This is a genomic window from Chitinivibrionales bacterium, assembly GCA_035516255.1.
In the GTDB taxonomy this organism is placed as follows: Bacteria; Fibrobacterota; Chitinivibrionia; order Chitinivibrionales; family FEN-1185; genus FEN-1185.
Window position 1 is genome coordinate 57,602 of the sequence record DATJAL010000054.1, and the last position, 17,756, is coordinate 75,357.

A 17,756-nucleotide genomic window follows, 5' to 3' on the forward strand; every position below is an offset into this window, starting at 1 on the left:
TTACAACTTAAAGGAGGAAACAGACAATGTTCAAGATTCAGACGCTCAATAAAATCTCCCCGAAAGGTCTCGAGCTTTTTCCAAGGGAAGAGTACGAAATCGCTTCGGAGTTGATGAATCCCGACGCCGTGCTGGTCCGTAGCGCGGACATGCATGAGATGCAGATGGCCGACTGCATCAAGGCCATCGCGCGCGCCGGGGCCGGCGTCAACAACATTCCCATCGACAAATGTTCCCAAAAGGGCATCGTGGTCATGAACACTCCCGGCGCAAACGCCAACAGCGTCAAGGAACTCGTGATCGCGGGATTGCTGCTGTGCTCGCGCAAGCTGGTGGACGGAATCATTTGGGCAAAGGGGCTCGCCGGCAAGGGGGACGAGGTGCCCAAGCTCATCGAAAAGGGAAAAAGCAATTTTGAGGGCCCCGAAATCAAGGGGAAAAGGCTCGGCGTGATAGGTCTCGGCGCCATCGGCGTCAAGGTGGCGAACGACGCGGTGTCGCTCGGCATGGAGGTGACGGGGTATGATCCCATCATTTCGGTGGAGGCCGCCTGGGAACTCTCCCATAACGTCAAGCGCTCGCTTTCGCTTGACGGCCTGGTGGCGAAATCGGATTACATTACCCTGCATGTCCCGCTCAACGACAAGACCAAAGGAATGCTCAACAAGGAAAAGTTCGCGCTCATGAAAAAAGGCGTGCGCATCCTCAATTTCGCGCGCGGCGGACTGGTGAAAAACGAAGACCTCAAGGAAGCGTTGAAGGCAGGAACGGTCGCCGCGTACGTCACGGATTTTCCCGACCAGGATCTGGTTGCCCTGGAGGGCGTTATTCCCATTCCGCACCTGGGAGCGTCCACGCCCGAGGCGGAAGACAACTGCGCGATCATGGCCGTCAATCAGACGAAAAATTTCCTCGAATACGGGAACATAAAAAACGCCGTGAATTTCCCAGACTGCGAGATGGAACCCTCGGGCAAAACAAGGATCCTGGTGGGCAACAGGAACGTGCCCAACATGGTGGGGCAGATCACGTCGCTCTTGGCCGCGGAGAAAATAAATATCGCCGACATGCTTAACAAAAGCAAAGGAGACCTCGCCTACAACATCATCGATATTGACAACGTGATAAGCGAAAGCGCGCTGAAAAAGCTGAAGGCGATAGAGGGAATAATAATGGTAAGCGTGTTGGAAAAAAAATAGTCACTTTTATCGCGCGAGCGGGGGCCACGTGCCCCCGCTTTTTTTTGTAATTAATAGAACGCCGCTTCAAGTTTTCTCAGCATCGCATGTTCTTCTTCGGAAATCTTGTTGATCCCGAGGAAACCGCCGCTTGCCTGGGCAACGGCGCGCGCGCTGCCGACAAACTCCTCCTTGAACGCCTTTTTCTGTTCCTTGCTCATCTGTTCGCAAAGCCCCTTTACATAGTGCGTCCACGCCTCAAAGTGGTCGGGCGTGGGCCGATGTTCGAGCCACTGCATGATCAGCAGATAACCGGCGCTTCCCTCGGAAAATCCCATGCGGTCGGCTGCCTTGAGCACGGCTTTCTTTTCCAACGCGTCAACGTTTCCGTCGGCCCAGGCGACCTCCACGAGCGGAAGCGCCTTGATGGGAACGAGTACCTCCGGCCTTACCTTCAATTCCACCAGGCGCTGGAGAATGGCTTCGTTCTTGATGCCGGACACTTTGGAAAGCTCTTCCTTGGTTTCCTTGAGCATGCGCAGACCGCGGATTTTCCCCAGGCGTTCTTTTTCAGCCTCGCGGATCGCCTTGTCCAGCAAACGGGTAACCGCCGCAGCCTCATCCATGCCGGGGGTGATCGGCATCGGTCCCTCCTTGATGTAACAAAGTATACCGTGCTGGCTAGCGGGTGGCAAGACTTGCGAGATAATTTGGCTCGTCGATAAGCTCCCAGTTGTCAAAATCGAAGCCGAGGGAGAAGGTGATGTGGTCGCCGCCGAGCGGCCAGGGCCTGTTGAATCCGTTGTCGTATCGCAAGCTGAGGGCGAGGGGAAACCCGAATGACTTAGCCTTGAGCCTGATCTCGGCGCCGGCGGACGAAAGCCAGTCTTCCTTGCGGAACGGGAAAATATCGGAGGTGCTGTGCCAGCCCGCGCCCGCGCAGAAGTTCAGCGCGCCATAGAGCTGGTCGATGTTGAAAAACCACAGCCGTTTGCCGATCTGCGTCCCTGGCCAGAGCGGAAACCGGTACGAAAGGTTGACAGCGGCGACGGTGTTGCCCGTGACAAGAACGGTGTCGAAGATGATCGAATCGGCCGAGGCGTCGTTTTTTTTAAGCGTTCCCTTGAAGAAATAGGCGTATCCGCTGAGCCATTCCACAGGCTTGTAATATGAGGGGAGCTCTTTTTCCTGGTCGTGGCTGCCCAGCAATGCGTTGGCGATTCTTTCGTGCGGCACCACCACGGTCGCGTTGACATCGGCATAGAGGTCGTGGTATTCGTACCAGGGCGACGTCATCCCGAATTTGAGCGTGCCGCCCAATTCGTGGTATTTGAACATGTCGTAGTTTTCCCGGGGAATGTTGTTTTCGATCGTCACCCCTTTTTCGTTGAGCAGGTACTGGCCCCAGAAATTGTAATGAAGGTTTGCGGCGATTCCGCGCGGTGAAATGACCATGCGCTGATCATACTCCGGCGCAAGGAGCGAAAGATAAATTCCCGCCCGGTAGCCCTGCGCAACGTCATAAAAGAAGTCCTTGGTACCGGGGAAAATGTCCTTAAAAGCGTCTTCGAGCAGCAGGTACACTTCGTACCAGTTGTAGCTTCCGATAAGGTGAAAGTTGATGCCTTCGGCAAGCGGATGCGAGGCCATGAAATCGAGATATCGCAGCGTTATCTGATAGTTGAGCGGAAGTTGTGTGGCCGTGCCCGCATTGTCCCAGTAAAAGTAATCGCTTTCGGTGATGGCGCGGTTCAGAAAGTCAAAGGACAATTCAACAGGAAGCGTTTTCGTGCTGCCGAACGCGCCGAGGTCGAAATTGATGGACCTGCCGAAAAAGCCTTTGTCCAAATTGATGAACTGATTGAGTTTGTCTGGCTCGAGCAAAAGATACCCGCCGATCTGTGTGCCCATGTCCGCAGACGCCAGCGGATCTTCAAGATAGCCCACAGCCCCTGCCTTGAACACCGATCGTCCCTTGAACACATCGTAAATCTGGGGGATCGCCTGTTCCATGATGAATGTGGGGGCAAGCATGAACATCGTGGGGAAATATGACGAGTAAGGATGCGCCTGGCTGGCAACCGGCGGCACGGGCGGCGCGGGCGCTGGCTGGCGCGGCACGAACAGGGAGTCTTCCTGCTCCTGAGAGAGAACGGTCACCGTATCGATGAGGAATATGCCGTAGCCGTCCTTGTCGTAGTTGGCGCACACGAGCTTCTTCTGGTTTTTTGAAACATCTGGTGCGAATGCGCCGCCGGAGACGTTGGTGAGCCGTTCCAGCGAATGCGTTTCGAGGCTGTACCGGTAGATGTTGAAAATGCCGGTGCGGTCGGACGAGAAGTAGAGGGTTTTTCCGTCGGCGCTGTAACGGGGATCGCGGTCGTCGTATCCGGAATTTTTCATGAGGTCGAACTGGTGCGTGAGCGTGTCGTAGATGCCGATCCTGCGGAACCCCGTGTCGATGTAGCTGACCGCGATGTGCCTGCCGTCGGCAGACCAGTCGAGACTGTAGATGTATTTGATGGGCAGGTTCGGACTGTTGGAAGCAGTATCGGGGTACACGATCGTCCCGTTCTTTCCCGCGGTGTCGGTAATGCTGAGGTAGAATTTGTCAACAACGCGTTCGGCGGCTGCCAGCCGGTCGCCGCCCGGTGAGAAAACGGCCGAAAAAATGTGCAGTTTTTTTGTCACCTGGCGCTCGGTTTTCTTCTTAAACGGGTTAAACTTCTTTTTTTCGGCGGGCAAGGTGTCAATGAATACATCAAAGGCGCGGTCGCCACCCTTGTCGGACGGCAGCGTTGACTTTTCGGATTTCATGCTCGTGTAGGCGATCAGACCCGACGGCGCGTGAATGGAATAAAACCCGGAGACGCCTTTTTCCTCCTTTATCTTTTTATCTTCCTTGACGGTGTCCAACAGGCTGTACGAATAAAGCGTCATGGAGAAAAAGGAGAAGTCCGCCTTGCCGTTCGAGATAAAGAACACCTTCTTTTCGTCGGGCGAGAACTTGGGCCAGTAATTGTCGTAACCGTCCTTGTTGATTTTCCTGCCGTACACCTGTTTCCCGAGTTTTTTCACCTGATCGTTGTATTTTATCTCGAGTGAGTGCTTCCATTCGTCATACAGCTGCTGGCCCGTGATGCCGAGCACCTTTTTTACCGCCGCATTGAAGTCGAGTCGGAAGAAATGAGCGCACTCCTTGAGCAGGGCGACCACCTTGCCGTAACCGTAGGTGTCGGAGATGTATTTGACAAGAGAGAAACCGTGGTTGTAGGTCTTTTCGAGGTCCTCGCCGGTGCCGGAGAATTCGAACATGCGCGCGGCGGGAAGCATTTTTCCCGACACCACCAGGGTGCGCAGGATCATGTCGCGGTGCGAGTCCCACGAATCGCTCCCATGGCGTGAGTCCTCGTACTGCGCGATGCCTTCGGTAAACCAGGGTGGCAGGATATCGCTGGGGAAAATGTGGAGCGCCTCGGTGCGGTAGGGTTCGTTCGGGTGGCTGAAATACCCTATCTGAATGGCGGGAATGAACGGCGGCAGCTTCAACCCGGCGGTAATGGAGAAGATATGCGCGAATTCATGGGCGATCACGCCCTTGAGCCAGTCGTGCGTACCGCGCAGATTGATGTCGAAGTCATGCGGCCAGAGGATGATGAAATTATGATTGGGGTCGGCAAGGCCGTTGGTCATCTCCCCGTCGATCAGCAGCACCTTGGTTTTGGCTGGAAGCACGATGTCGTAGGTTTTTACGTAGATCGTGTACAGGTTTTCGAAAATTGCGCCCGCCTCGCGCGCGACTTGCTCCAGTCCGTCGGTATAGTTAATGGTGACATGCTGGGTTTCTATGGTAAAAACCTTGGTGCCGAAGCCGTTCCACGCGTTGGGCGGCATGTCCTGGGGTAACGCCGGAGAGTAAAAAAGCATTAAAACCGGAAGAATGAAAATAATGGCGGCGGAAAAATTATGAGGGCGGGTGCCCGTGGCCTGATGGATGGTCACTTTACAACCGCCATTTTCCAGGTGTTGGTATATTTGGTGCCGCCCACCACCGCCTCGAGCCGGCAGCGGTAAATGCCGGGCCCGAAGGTTTCGAGCGAAAGCTGCGGCAGTTCATTGTAATCGGGAAAGCTCCCCGAAATTCCTGTTTTGGAAAGCACGTGGAGCCCGCCGATGGTGAAAATGTCGAGGCGCACGTCCCGCGCCGGGGCAGAGAATTTGTATTTGAACACCACGTATTTCGAGCCGTTGGTCGGGTTGGGATATGAGTAAAAGACGATGGGCCTGTTATCGGCCGGGCCGATCTGCGGCGACGAGCCGAGATAGGCAAAAGGCCTGGAGCCATTGTAGCCGAGCTGCTGCCAAACAATGGTGTCGCCGATGACGCCGTTGCCGAGCTTCCAGCGGTATACCCATCCGTTGCGCGCCACCGACACGAGGTTGATGAGGCCGTCGTTGTCGAGGTCGTCGAGGAGCGGGGAAGTGGCGCCGGGGCCGCCGACGGTGAGCGGCCAGTAGGAGAGTATCTGGTTTGCGCCGATAGTGTTCAGGGGCCTTTTTCCGTTTTTGTCAAGAGCATCCACATAGCCTCCCGGCAGCACGATGGGAAGCACCAGCGAATCGCCGAACACGAGCGCCGAGTCAATGAAGCCGGCCGAAACGCCCACGAGGCTGTCTTTGGAGCCGTCCTGACGCAGGTACACGACTTTTCCCGTGCTCCGGTCGACGCGGATGATGGAATCGATTTCCCAGGTGTCGTTCTCGCCGGTCGCGGAGTTGAACATCACGAGCGGTCCGGGCGTCGCGGCCGCCGATCGCGTAACGACCGGAGAGCAGGCGATGTTGCCGCGCCAGAACCTGTTGTCAAGGACGGCGGGCCATCCGGCGAGCGGCACGCCTTTGTAATTAAGGGCATACACGCCGCTGGTGCCGCCCGCTATGATATCGGGATAACCGTCGCCATTGACATCCGCGATTGACGGCGGCGCAAGGTTTATGGGAAGCATGCTTCGGGCGCGTGACGTGTCGAGCGCCGACGCCCAATCGTTCGGCAGGTTCGACCAGCCCGGCGCCGGCACAAGGTCGGTGGTATAAACCCACAGACCCTTGCGGCTGTCGCACACGACTATTTCGGGTTTGTTGTCTTTGTTAAGATCCGCGGTGACCAGCGAATAGGGCGGAATCCCGCTGTCGACATGCGCGGACAGCACCGGTGCCGGACTCCCGATGCGCAGCAGTGAAAGAATGCTGTTGTTTTGGATGCACACAAAGCTGTCGGAAAAGCCCGGCAGAGCGGCAACGGCGCTGACCGGAACGGCGCCCGCGAGCCGGATCGAATCTTTCGGCGCTGAATATTGGGCCGTGTCGCCGATGAGCACGACACCGGTCGAACATCCCATGACCCAGGAATTTCCCGGCAGTTTGCACAGATAGGTGCTGGGCATCCATGGAAACTGCGGCGTGGAATCGATGGCGATGGTCGAATCCGAGGCGCTGGTCACCAGGTAGAACCGTTTTTGGCGCGACGGCACGATGAGCTTCCCGTTTATCACGGTGGGAAAGGTGTAAGCGCCGGGAATCGTGTCGAAATGCACGGTTTCGGAGGTGACCGGTGCCGTTGCGGGCGTCGTGCTCCCGGACACGTTGCGTACGTTGACATATGATACGACCGCGCTGTCGCCGTTCTGGATCACCCTACCTTTTCCGGCGGGCCACACGTAGAGGCGGCCGCTCTGCGAAACCAAAGCGAGTTTCTTCGAAGTTGTTCCGAACACCGCGGGGTCGAACAGTTTTTCGGGCACCGTGTGCTTGGGCCAGCCGGGCACGAGAAGGTCCCAGTTCACCGAAACGGTGAAAGCGCTGTCGGAAAAGTCGCGCACCCAATGGTCGTAGATCCGGTAAAATTCCTTTCGCTGCCGAATGAGCGCCGCGCCCGATACCGGGAGCGTGTCGAACCGCATGGCGAGGAACGTCTGGCCGCCGTCATTGGCATGTGTCGACGGTTTGGTCCATTCGTTCATTTTGTAAACAAACGTCGAGTCGCTCGTCTTTTTCGTGAAATGGGGGAACACGTCCTCCGCACCGCCGAAATCGAACACGGGCTGGTAGAAGATATCGCGTCCCATGATACCGAGGTCGTTGATGCCGTCCGCCTCCTCGAGACACACCGCTTTGTAATTGGAATCCGCGTTGAGCATGTCGTATTTCAGCCGGTCGCGGATGATGTTTTCATCGATGTGCCACACCAAAAGTCCCGAGGCCGGGATGCCGACGTCATAATTTTTCGCCGAAAGAATCACGCGCGAGCCGTCGTTCGAAACCGAGTCGACAACGGTGCGAGACTGAAGGTTCACCGGTTCGTACTGGTCGATGACCGCCGTGTCGGGCGGACCCTTGCCGATGTCCCAATTGAAAACAGTGGTGTCTCCGGAGAGATTGCGCTGGCGGTTTTCAATAAGATAATATTCATGGTCGTTGATGGGAACGAGAAGGATGGTGGTGTCGCCGGGATGCGCGGCGCTTACCGCCTTGCAGCGGGCGCTGCCCGCCTGGCCTTGACGCAGGGGAACGGGAGCATCCCAGCCCATGTAGGCGCGCACCCAGGCCGATGGCCAGGGAGGGATGAACCCGTTTGCCGCCGAATAGCCATAGGGGTCCATGATGCAGAAACTGCCCACCGCCGTCATGCCGCTCGACGTGGAAAACAGGTCGGGAATGCCGATCTGGCGCGCGATCTGGTTCACCATGATGCCGTGGATGCCGAAGTTGAGGCCGTCCTGATTTGACGTTTCGGAACACATCATGACTTCGTCGACGAGAAGACCTGCGCCGCCGGCACCGCTTACCATTACGCCCGCGCTGTCGAGCTTGATGGTGTCCTTGAAAAAGTGGAAAAACTGGTTCGACACGAACACGTCAATCATGTCCGAAGGGGAATTTCTGGCTATGGAGCCCTGTGCGCCGCCGTCGGTGAGGAATGAGGAGCCGGCATGGAGGATCATGAAGACGGTTTTATGTCCCAGCGAGTCGACGATGTTCCCGTTGGACATGCTGAGTCCGGCAAAGGGACCGTCATTTTTGTCCGCGCTCTTTATCGCGTCAACAATGAATTTCATGAGGCCGACGGTTTTGCGTTCGTAATAGTCGTCATAGGTCTCTTGAGGCGGTTTGTAACCCGGCGAATATACGCTCATGGGGTTGGACACTGCATACATCGGAACATTGTCGCTGGTGGGATACACGGTGTAATCGATTCGCAGCTTTCCGCGCGACACGGTTGAGAAATACCGTTTGACAAATTCAAACTGGTCGTTAAAGTAAGCTAATTTGTGGCCGAGCGCATCGAATTTGTACACTGTGTCCGAATTGTAGTATCCCTGTTCGGCCGCGTCGCCCTGCATGCCGAAAAGGCCGTTGCCGGTGGTAAGGGGGTTCGTGTCGCTTTTGAATTCGACCCGTATCCCTATGACGTGGATGACATCGGTGTCGCCGGCGGCCTTTTTGAAAAGCAGCGAGCCGGCATGGTCGGCGGCGGTTTCCACAAGCCGCTTCTGCGACGAGGAGCCGAGCAGTTTTGACAACGCCGTCGCGGCAGGACTCTGCTGAAAAAAAATTGAAGTGATGATCAAAAAGGCGGGAATGATTGGACGGTTGATATGAATCATAACCTTTTTATCACTTGCTTCCGGCTCAACATGGGAATCAGGTTTGATTGGCCGCTAGAAATTGAACATGAGCGACCATCTCCACTGGCCGTTGCGAGCTCCGGTGCTTCCATCGGCGACAATGCCTTTCATAAATCCTTCTGGAGAATAGATGAAGGACCAATCGAAAATGATGTTGGCATAATTAATGCCGAGGCCGAACGTGAGCTCAAAACGCTTGCCGGTATAATCAAAAAGGTGGCCGATGCGTAGGGCGAGCAGATTGGCGTACCAGAGTTCGATCCCGGCGTGGAGATTTACATCTTCAAGTTTTTCCAACGTTGTTTCAGTGGTATCGGCAAGAAGTCCGGTCCAGATTGCGGTGTAGAAAGGATCAGGTTGCTTATCCGGATAGTTCTTCACTATTTCCCGGTCAACATCAAGAAGCAGGTTGAGGTCGAGAAACGGGGTTTGCACCGCCTTGTAGGCGAGGCCGAGGCGCACCGTAAAGGGTATGGGATCGGCCTCCTGCTGTGATATGTAGAAAATGGAGGGCCCCATGTTTTGGAGCATGAATCCCAGGCTGAGATTTTTTACAAACAAATTCTTTTTGAGCAGCGCCGCATCAATGGCAAACGTTTGGCCCACGCCCTCGTCACCCGGGCCGTAGCCGGGCGCCAGTGCGCTGTGCGCGTATTTGATGTTGATGCCTGCGGAGAAATCGGGAGCGAGCAAGAGGCCGTACGACAGTCCAAATACGCCTTCCCACGACCTGTATTCGGCTATTTCCCTTCCTTGCTCGTCGGTGGAGGTATTGACGCCGAAGTTGATGAAATTGACTGTAACGCCGATGGTCCCCCAGTCCTCGGTGGGGAGCACGCCCGCAAGATACACGTGCCAGAGGTCAGGGATTTTAAAGGCGGGGAGCAGCATTTCGTGGAACAGGAATACCTGCCTGTCCGCGTAGTCGTATTTGTTAACCGCCTCCTTTGTCGCGAGCCACATGTCGTTTCCCTGCACCGAAACCCCCTGGACATCGTCGCCCTTCAGCGCGTTCTTCGAATGGTATACCTTCCATTCCGGAGGGTTTTCCCTGGTTTTGCCGCTTGCGTCGGTCTTTATTCTTCCTTGGCGGTAGGTGATCGCCCCCTTGTTGGTGCCTATCCACACCGTGCCGCTCGAGTGCTCACTGATGGACGTCACGGTGCTGCCGGGAAATTTATACCGTCTCCACGTCGCTTCGTCGAAAATGGCGACGCCGTTCGGCCCTCCCACCCACAGCCTGCTTTTTGAATCGACAAAGAGCACCCTGACATCGTTGGTCAGGAGACCGTTGGTGGTGTCGTAGAAAGTCCATGCCGAATCCTTTCTGGCCGCGAGACCCTTGGCGGTGCCCACATACAGGACGCCGTTTTTACCATAGGCCACCGCGTTGATGACCGGATCAGGAAGTCCGTTTGCGACGCCAATCGCGGTCCATTTGCCGTCGGCAAAGATACCGATGCCCGCATCGGTACCCACGGCGATGTCGCCGCTGCGGCCCACGCACAGCGCCCTGATGCTGTTGGAAGGAAGGCCGTCGGATTCAGAAAAATATTTCCATACCGAACCGTCGTAACGCCACAGGCCATGGGGGGTGCCCACCCACACCCTGTCGAGCGAATCGAGCAAGAGCGTCCGCACGGTATCGTCAACCGCAATTTTAAAGGGGACTTTGAGTTCGACAAGCTCTTCGAACTGTGTGTCTTTCTTGGTAAGAATCTGGGCGATATCATCGGCCATTTTGCTTGCTTTGAGAGAATCAACCTTTACCGCGATTTTTCCGTAGATCTGCGCCGACGTCCGCTCGAATTTCGACAAGGCCATGATCTCCGCCGTAAGATCGTCTATCGTGTAGTTTTTTGCTTTCATGAGGGAATCGCTTATTTCCCTGCGCAGGTATTCCTCGAGCCCCTTTGTTCTGTTCACCTCGATGCCGTTTGCGTTTTTGAGAACCATGACCGCCCTGTTAATGAGACTTTCGTTGTCGACCGCCAGGTATTTCTTCGCTATGCTCTCCAAGTTGTCGCCCTGGACAATGAGATGGCGTTCATAGGCGATCCATGCCTTGCCGTTGAACTGGAGGATGCCGTGGTTGGTGCCGGCCCAGATTTTATCACCCATGCCGAAATCTTTTTTTCGTTTTGCGGCAATCGCGGTTAGCTGAAGGCCGTTTTCCATGGAATATATTTTCCAGGAATTCGATAGCGGATCTTGTCCGAGTCCTGCGGGGTTGAAATAGGTTGCGTTCGCATCGTCTGCAAGGCCTGTAAACGCCTCGCCGAGGCCGGTCGCCCTGGCACCGGGAGGGAACACGAGGGTGATCACGGCTGACTGCCCGACGGCAAAAACAGAGGAATAAAGCGAGAGAAGCGCGATGGCGCCCGTCAAAAGCCTTACAGCAGAAAATCGCATGGCAGAATACCTCATTCCATTGCTCTGAGTCGTGAAGCGCCGTGGATTCGAGGGCAGAAAAGATATTCCTTTAGCAAGGACAAATGGTAACGCATCAATTCCCTTAAGCGCCCTCGGGAGGACTGGTTTTTGAAGGAGTTTCAATCGGAACTATCTCTTTCCACTCCGGGAGTGGCACTGTTTCATTGCTGCGGAAAAGCGGCAGCATGCCAATTTCGGTGGTTTCCCGCAGTTTGTCTTTTCCCTGGTACTTGTACAACTGGCACCCGCATCCAAGATGCAGCGGAGGAATCACCTGCGGATACTGGAAGATCTGCTCCCTCGTGACAAAACGCCCTTTCTTTATAATTTTGGAGCACACCGGATCGTCCCATTTAAAGTCGAAATAGTAAAATTCTGTTCCCTCTCTGTCGCCCGCCTCGATTTCGCGGATATTAGCTTCCATCTGATGGTTCCATGAGTTGATAAGGCGCTCTTTTTCCTGCGCGCTCAACCTAGTATTTACGTTTTTATCAAAAAGATATTTGCGGATTTCTTCCTGGGAAGGCTTGTAATCTCCGATGTTTTCGCGGGGGCTGCGCCGTATAATTGAGTAAATTCCGCTGCCGTGGATCATGGGTGACGGCGCTTCTTCCGCCGCCTTGCCCTTGTTCATGCCGATCCGGACGGCGATGAGCATTGCAACAAGGAGCAGGAAAATGCCGACAATGGCGAGAAGTATTGACATAGTATGGAATTTTTCTCAGAACGCCGTACTGCTGCCTAGTAAAACTAATATGTTCGTGCCCCGTGATCAACCCCGGGGCGCGGGTTTACATGTTCTTTATAATGCAATTTCCGAATTCAGAGCAGGACACTTCCTTGGCATCATCCATGAGCCGGGCAAAGTCATAAGTTACGGTACGAGCTAGAATGGCCCGTTCAACGCCTTTTACGATAAGATCCGCGGCTTCGGTCCAGTGCAGGTACCGCAACATCATTTCGCCCGAGAGAATCAGGGAAGTCGGGTTTACTTTGTCCAGATTGGCGTATTTGGGCGCGGTGCCGTGCGTGGCTTCAAACAGGGCATGCCCGGTGGTGTAATTGATGTTCGCGCCGGGCGCTATGCCGATGCCGCCCACCTGCGCGGCGAGCGCGTCGGAAATATAGTCACCGTTGAGGTTCATGGTGGCGATTACATCGAATTCCTGCGCGCGGGTGATGGACTGCTGGAAAAAAATATCGGCAATGGCGTCCTTGATGAGCAGTTTTCCCGGGGGAACTTTTCCGTTGCATGCTTCCCACGAAACGGTGTTGCCGCCGAATTCCTCCTTTGCCACTTCATATCCCCAGGCGCGGAAAGCGCCCTCGGTGAATTTCTGGATGTTTCCCTTATGCACGAGGGTCACGCTTTTACGCTTGTTTTCAAGCGCGAAATTAATCGCCGCGCGTACCAGCCTTTTTGAACCGAATTCCGAAATGGGTTTGATGCCGATGCCAGAATCCTCGCGGATGTCCCATGCGAATTCCTTCTTGAGAAAAGCGAGCAGCTTTTTTGTCTTGTCGTTGCCCCGCTCAAGTTCCTTGCCGCTGTATACGTCTTCGGTGTTCTCGCGGAACACGACCATGTTAACGTTTTCGGGGTGCTTGACAGGGGAGGGGACGCCGGGAAGATGACGCACCGGACGCAGGCAAACGTACAAGTCGAGAAGCTGTCGGAGGCTCACATTGAGCGACCGTATGCCGCCGCCCACCGGAGTGGTGAGCGGGCCCTTGATTCCCACGAGATATTCCTGGAAAGCAATAAGCGTTTCCTGCGGCAACCAATTTTTTGTTTTTGCAAACGCTTTTTCTCCGGCGAGCACTTCTTTCCAAACAAGGGCGCGTCTGCTGCCGTAAGCTTTTTTTACCGCTGTGTTAAAAACATTTTTTGCGGCTCGCCAGATATCAGGGCCAATGCCGTCTCCCTCTATGAACGGGATGACCGGCGAGTCCGGCACGGCCAGAACGCTGTTTTTCATGGAGATTTTGTCGGACGACATAGGGCTGGATCCATTCAAATTCTTAAAAAGTAAAGATCAATGCATTACGAGAAAAACAGTGGGGCATGATTTTATACGTTGATACCACAACGTTGATTAAGGGAATTATTCTTTCAGGAATAGGAAAAAATGCCGAAACATATTGAAAGGCAATCCCTTAGAGACATCTTTTTCGCCTTGTAAAATACTCTATAACCTGTCTGACGTACAAGGGAAAGTGTTGACATCAAAAGCAGGTAACACTTATCTTTAATCCGATATTTAATGCGGGAGTAACTCAACGGTAGAGTGTCACCTTCCCAAGGTGAAGGTTGCGAGTTCGATCCTCGTCTCCCGCTCCATTAGGCGGCCTGGATTCAGACCGCCTAATTTTTTTTTACTGCCGCAGCAGTTTTGTTACAATCTGGGTTTGCAAACGATTTCGTGTACTTTGAGCTCAAAAAAACTCTGCGCGTTTGCAGGCGTCAAGACCACCGCAGTATCTGCTCCCGTTCCGGTTCCGGCAATGCACAGCGCCTCCTGTTTTACGGAAACGAGTCCTGCGTCGGCGGCCATACAAGCGATTTCAAGGCACACTTTAAATCCCTGTCCCATGGTGCGGAGCGTATAGGCTACGATTTCGTCAAGTTGATACGTGTGAAGCATGCGGCGGACCGCCCTGTTTACGCCGCCGAAGGCATGTTGGCAGGTCAACACCTTGCATCCCTGTCTTTCGAGTTCTTTCTTGCGTCCGGGCCGAAGTTCCTGCGCGTCTTTATGCTCAAAGCCGGTGGAATGAGTCACCGCGACCAGAGAACCCCTGGGGAAAATCCTGACTGCCCTCTGAGCGGTTGATCCGGACGAAGAGGCAATGATGATGGTCTTGATGGAAAGCTCTTTGGCACGGTCTGCGCCAAGAACGAGAGTTTTTTCGGTGTTGTGAGGACCGGGCTTTTCAAAGTAGGTAATGGTCGCCATTCTGTCTCCTTTCTAATAAGTCTAACGATAGCGATGGCCTTTCGCTTATAAATAAAAACTCCCGCCTGTGATGTTAAGCGGGAGCCGATTAAATCCGGACATTTTTTTGCGACGACAAAGTATCAAGACAGATTATTTCACCGCTTTTGCCGCGGACTTCTTTTTCTCCTTTTTTTCGGTCTTTTTCTGCTGGGCCGGCGCCGGCTTCACCGGTTGCGCAGGTTTCTTCTCCTCTATGCCGCGCAGCGCGTTGACGCTTTTGTCAAGATTGTCGACATTGTATTTGTAAATCAGAAACGTGACCGGTTTGTCCGGCGTGCGCACCCAGCGCTTGCCTTCGGAGCCTTTTTCGTTGCCGACAATGACCGTTTTCTTTTCGCCGTTTTCCAGGGCCACGGTCACGGTCAAATAAGGCTTGGTGAACCCCAGGCTGTCTTTTGAAATCGTTGTGTCATTCTCGAAATCAGCCGCTGAGAAATTGGACATGGAATTGAGGATCTTATCGACTTCCGTGTTTTTCGCACTGTCTTTTACCGGCGACAGTATCTGCCAGGTGGGTTTGCCCAAGCTGTCTTTTGGCGAGGGTGGCGTCAATGAAACAATGGTGGTGGCGCTGTCTCTATGGGTAATTTCAATGACCTTTGCAAATGACCGGTCGAATTTGACAATGGACTTGTTTTTCCAGCGCGTCTTGTCGGTGAAAAAGGAGTATTTGATGCTGCCGCCGACAAGGTACACGTCGTTTGATCCATTAACGCGCACGAAATTTGATGACCAGTCCGCGCTGTTCTTGCCGACATAGAAGGTAAGGATGGGCGCAAGCTTTTCGTTATATACATCAACGCGTGTGCCCATGATGGAGTCCACCTCAAGCTCGGCCTGCTTGTGCTGGTTCTGCGAAATCAGGTCGTCTTTTTTCATTGCTTTCAGTTTGTCAAGAGCTATCTGGATAAAGGCGCTGTCGGCAGGATATTCCGAGGAAAGTTTCACTCTTGCGGTCGTGTCGGCGGCTAGAGGAGAGGTGTTTTCGGAGGGCCTTTTGTCGGCCACAACCCATTCCTTGCCCTTGTGGATCAGAAAAACCGAGTCCTTGAAGTCGCGTATGCTGATCATGCCGCAGTCCGCTTCGGAAAATTGCGGGAGATAGGCCAGCGATTGCTCGGAAGGTTTCAGGTTGCTGAGTTGGTTCGCAACGATGATGATGCCGATGATAACCACCAGAATGACCGCGAGAAGCGGCAGATGTTTCATATTCATTTGGCTTTCTCCTCCGTTTTTTCGGTGCTAACCGGTGCGGTGGTGAATTCACGCCGACGCAAGAAAATGATAAGGCCCGTAATGATGACAAGCGTCGGCATTAAAATAATGTTGAGCCACCGGATGAAAGCGGTTCCCGCCGACCCTTCTTTGAGATTGTCCTTTGCGAGGCTCCGGTCAACCATGGTGCGCGTGCGTATGGAAATGAGGTTGTCCTCGGCCGAGGAAAGCCAGTCAACGACATTGAGCAGGAAGGTGATGTTGCCCTGCGCGCCGAATTGGCCGGTGAGGAAATCCGAATCGCCCACGAGCACAAGGTGGCGGCCCTTGTTTCCCGTAACGATCTTCCGGTTTCTTGCCGTCGTGTCGCCCAGCAGCGCAATTTTCTTGAGGGAATCCGACGCGGTGACGTTTGGCTCCTTCACCGGGGGAATTTGCTTTCCGGCAAAGTAGCTGGTGAAGTTTCCGGTCAGGTAAACGGCCAGGTTGCTCTGCGTGAACCCCTGCGCCGGCGCAGTCCATTTCTGCTGGGGATTGAGGTCCCAGTTGCCGCCGACCGTCCAGCTTCTTTTTGAAGAGGTAATGAGAACGCTCGCAGTGACGGCACCGGTGTCTTTTGCGTTCTTGGCCATCGCATCCTTTATCGGAACCAGAACCTTGATGGGGCTTATCCAGGGAAGAATCATCTCATTGAGTGTGGAGACCGCAGGGTTGTTCTTGTTCAGGTCCTCGGGAATGATGCGGACGAAATACGGATAACTCATCGGGACGTTCATTTGGAAAGGTCCGACCTTTTGCGGAATGCTTACCTGGCCGCAGGCTGCGTCACAGACGAGGTATTTCTCGACTACCGCGCCGTAATGCTCCATGAGCCGCAGAATGCCGGGATCCTGAGGGAAAGCAGACGCGCCGTATTGATACGATATTTTGATGGCGTCCGCGAGAACCACAAGATTGCCGCCATTCATGAAATACTGATCGATCTCGAAAAGAGTGCGGTTTGTAAAGGATGAACCTCCGGGAACGATCAGGGTCTTGATCTGCGGGTCAATGGGCTTCCCGTCGGCACATTGCACGGTCTCAACCGAATAGTTTTTTTCGAGGTTTTCGAAAATAGGCTTGTATTTCTCGTGCACTTCCTCCGGACTTTCCGGCATCTGCTGGCGGTACTGCGGCGGGATGACGGGGAGCGTGTCGGTTTTTAAAACACCGATTTTCGGGCTTTCTTTCCGCGAAACTTTCTGGATGGCCTCGGTGAGATCATACTCGAGGTTGGTGAGGTTCTGCACCACGGGCATCACTTCTTTTTTGTCTCCGTAGAGCACCGCTATGCCCATGAAGCAATTGACCACCTGCTCCTTGTCCTTTTCGATGGTCTGCATCTGCAGCTCGGGTATCCCCATCTGGGTCACCTTGCGTTTCTCCTCTTCGCTTTTGGTGGGATCCTCATAGGTGATGTGGAGGTTGCGGCCTGCATAGGCCTTGTACTCCGAGAGCATGTCGCGCACGTCTGATTCAAGCGTGCGCACGTTTACCGGAAGGTTTTTGGAGAAAAAGACCTTTACGCTCACGATATCGTCGAGCTTTTTAAGGATCTTTTTCGATGCCGGGGAAATGCTGTACATTTTCTTCTCGGTGAGATCGGCGCGCACGAACACCTTTGTCGAAAGGTAGTTGATCACGGCGAGAAACCCGAGAATGACGAGCGCGTAGATGACGATTTGCGTGCTGTTTTTGATCTTTTTTGATTCCATGGTGTTACGCCCACTTCCTGCTGCCGAGCGAGCAGACATTCAAGAAAAGAAAGAAGCCGATGACGGACAGGTAGTAGATGATGTCCCTGCTGTCAATCACGCCCCGGTTGATGCTTTCGAAATGGCTCCCGAGCCCGACAAAGGTGAACAGCGGGCTGATGAAGGCGGGAAGCCTCATCTGGATGAACGGCGTGCTGATGATGAAGAGAACGAAGATCACCACCACGCCGATGATAAAAGCGATGATCTGGTTTTCCGTAAGCGACGAAATCCACAAGCCGATGGCGAGATAGGCCGCGCCCATGAGCAGCGCGCCAAGGTATTGGCCCACGATCTGTCCCGCATCGGGATGGCCGATGATGGCGATGGAGATGGGAATGGTGATGGAGAGAAGGACCACGATGGAGAGCAGCGCGAAGCTGGCGAGAAACTTGCCCATCACCACCTCGAAGTCGCTCACCGGCCACGTGAGAAGGAGCTCGAGGGTCTTCA

At 54.3% G+C, this 17,756-nt stretch carries 11 protein-coding genes and 1 tRNA gene; 2 read left to right on the forward strand and 10 right to left on the reverse strand.

Going from position 1 to position 17,756, the window contains the following annotated elements; all coding sequences use genetic code 11:
* The first annotated feature begins 26 nt into the window (after positions 1-26).
* Positions 27-1,199: a phosphoglycerate dehydrogenase gene (locus VLX68_17020; GenBank protein ID HUI93948.1), complete on the forward strand. Its 1,173-nt coding sequence runs from the start codon at positions 27-29 to the stop codon at positions 1,197-1,199.
* A gap of 50 nt (positions 1,200-1,249) precedes the next feature.
* Here VLX68_17020 and VLX68_17025 read toward each other — a convergent pair whose 3' ends face one another.
* The 6 genes from VLX68_17025 to icd form a co-directional block, all read right to left on the reverse strand.
* Positions 1,250-1,822, reverse strand: coding sequence for a hypothetical protein (locus VLX68_17025; GenBank protein ID HUI93949.1), 573 nt, complete (start codon positions 1,820-1,822; stop codon positions 1,250-1,252).
* A 37-nt stretch (positions 1,823-1,859) separates the two neighbouring features.
* Entirely contained in the window at positions 1,860-5,180 is a 3,321-nt protein-coding gene (locus VLX68_17030) for a hypothetical protein (GenBank protein HUI93950.1), read from the reverse strand.
* Positions 5,177-8,842: a hypothetical protein gene (locus VLX68_17035; protein ID HUI93951.1), complete on the reverse strand. Its 3,666-nt coding sequence runs from the start codon at positions 8,840-8,842 to the stop codon at positions 5,177-5,179. The genes VLX68_17030 and VLX68_17035 overlap by 4 nt, the downstream gene beginning before the upstream one ends.
* A gap of 54 nt (positions 8,843-8,896) precedes the next feature.
* The gene (locus VLX68_17040; protein HUI93952.1) at positions 8,897-11,275 is read right to left on the reverse strand and encodes a PorV/PorQ family protein; all 2,379 of its coding nucleotides are present in this window, start codon (positions 11,273-11,275) and stop codon (positions 8,897-8,899) included.
* 103 nt (positions 11,276-11,378) lie between these two features.
* Positions 11,379-12,002 carry a hypothetical protein gene (locus VLX68_17045; GenBank protein ID HUI93953.1) on the reverse strand — a complete coding sequence of 208 codons (624 nt, stop codon included), beginning with the start codon at positions 12,000-12,002 and terminating at the stop codon, positions 11,379-11,381.
* An 85-nt stretch (positions 12,003-12,087) separates the two neighbouring features.
* Positions 12,088-13,296 carry an NADP-dependent isocitrate dehydrogenase gene (icd, locus tag VLX68_17050; GenBank protein HUI93954.1) on the reverse strand — a complete coding sequence of 403 codons (1,209 nt, stop codon included), beginning with the start codon at positions 13,294-13,296 and terminating at the stop codon, positions 12,088-12,090.
* A gap of 266 nt (positions 13,297-13,562) precedes the next feature.
* Between icd and VLX68_17055 the strand changes: the two genes are divergently transcribed.
* Positions 13,563-13,637, forward strand: a tRNA-Gly gene (locus VLX68_17055).
* Between the two features lie 55 nt (positions 13,638-13,692).
* On the opposite strand, the gene VLX68_17060 is transcribed toward VLX68_17055, so the two are convergent.
* From VLX68_17060 to VLX68_17075, 4 genes are all read right to left on the reverse strand, one after another.
* The gene (locus VLX68_17060; GenBank protein ID HUI93955.1) at positions 13,693-14,253 is read right to left on the reverse strand and encodes a pyruvate kinase alpha/beta domain-containing protein; all 561 of its coding nucleotides are present in this window, start codon (positions 14,251-14,253) and stop codon (positions 13,693-13,695) included.
* A gap of 132 nt (positions 14,254-14,385) precedes the next feature.
* Positions 14,386-15,510 (reverse strand): DUF4340 domain-containing protein, encoded by a 1,125-nt coding sequence (locus VLX68_17065; GenBank protein HUI93956.1) that lies wholly within the window; start codon positions 15,508-15,510, stop codon positions 14,386-14,388.
* Positions 15,507-17,264, reverse strand: a complete 1,758-nt coding sequence (locus VLX68_17070; GenBank protein ID HUI93957.1) for a Gldg family protein — start codon at positions 17,262-17,264, stop codon at positions 15,507-15,509. Before VLX68_17070 ends, VLX68_17065 begins: the two co-directional genes overlap by 4 nt.
* 4 nt (positions 17,265-17,268) lie before the next feature.
* The coding region (locus VLX68_17075) for an ABC transporter permease subunit (GenBank protein ID HUI93958.1) at positions 17,269-17,756 on the reverse strand (488 nt) is incomplete at its 5' end.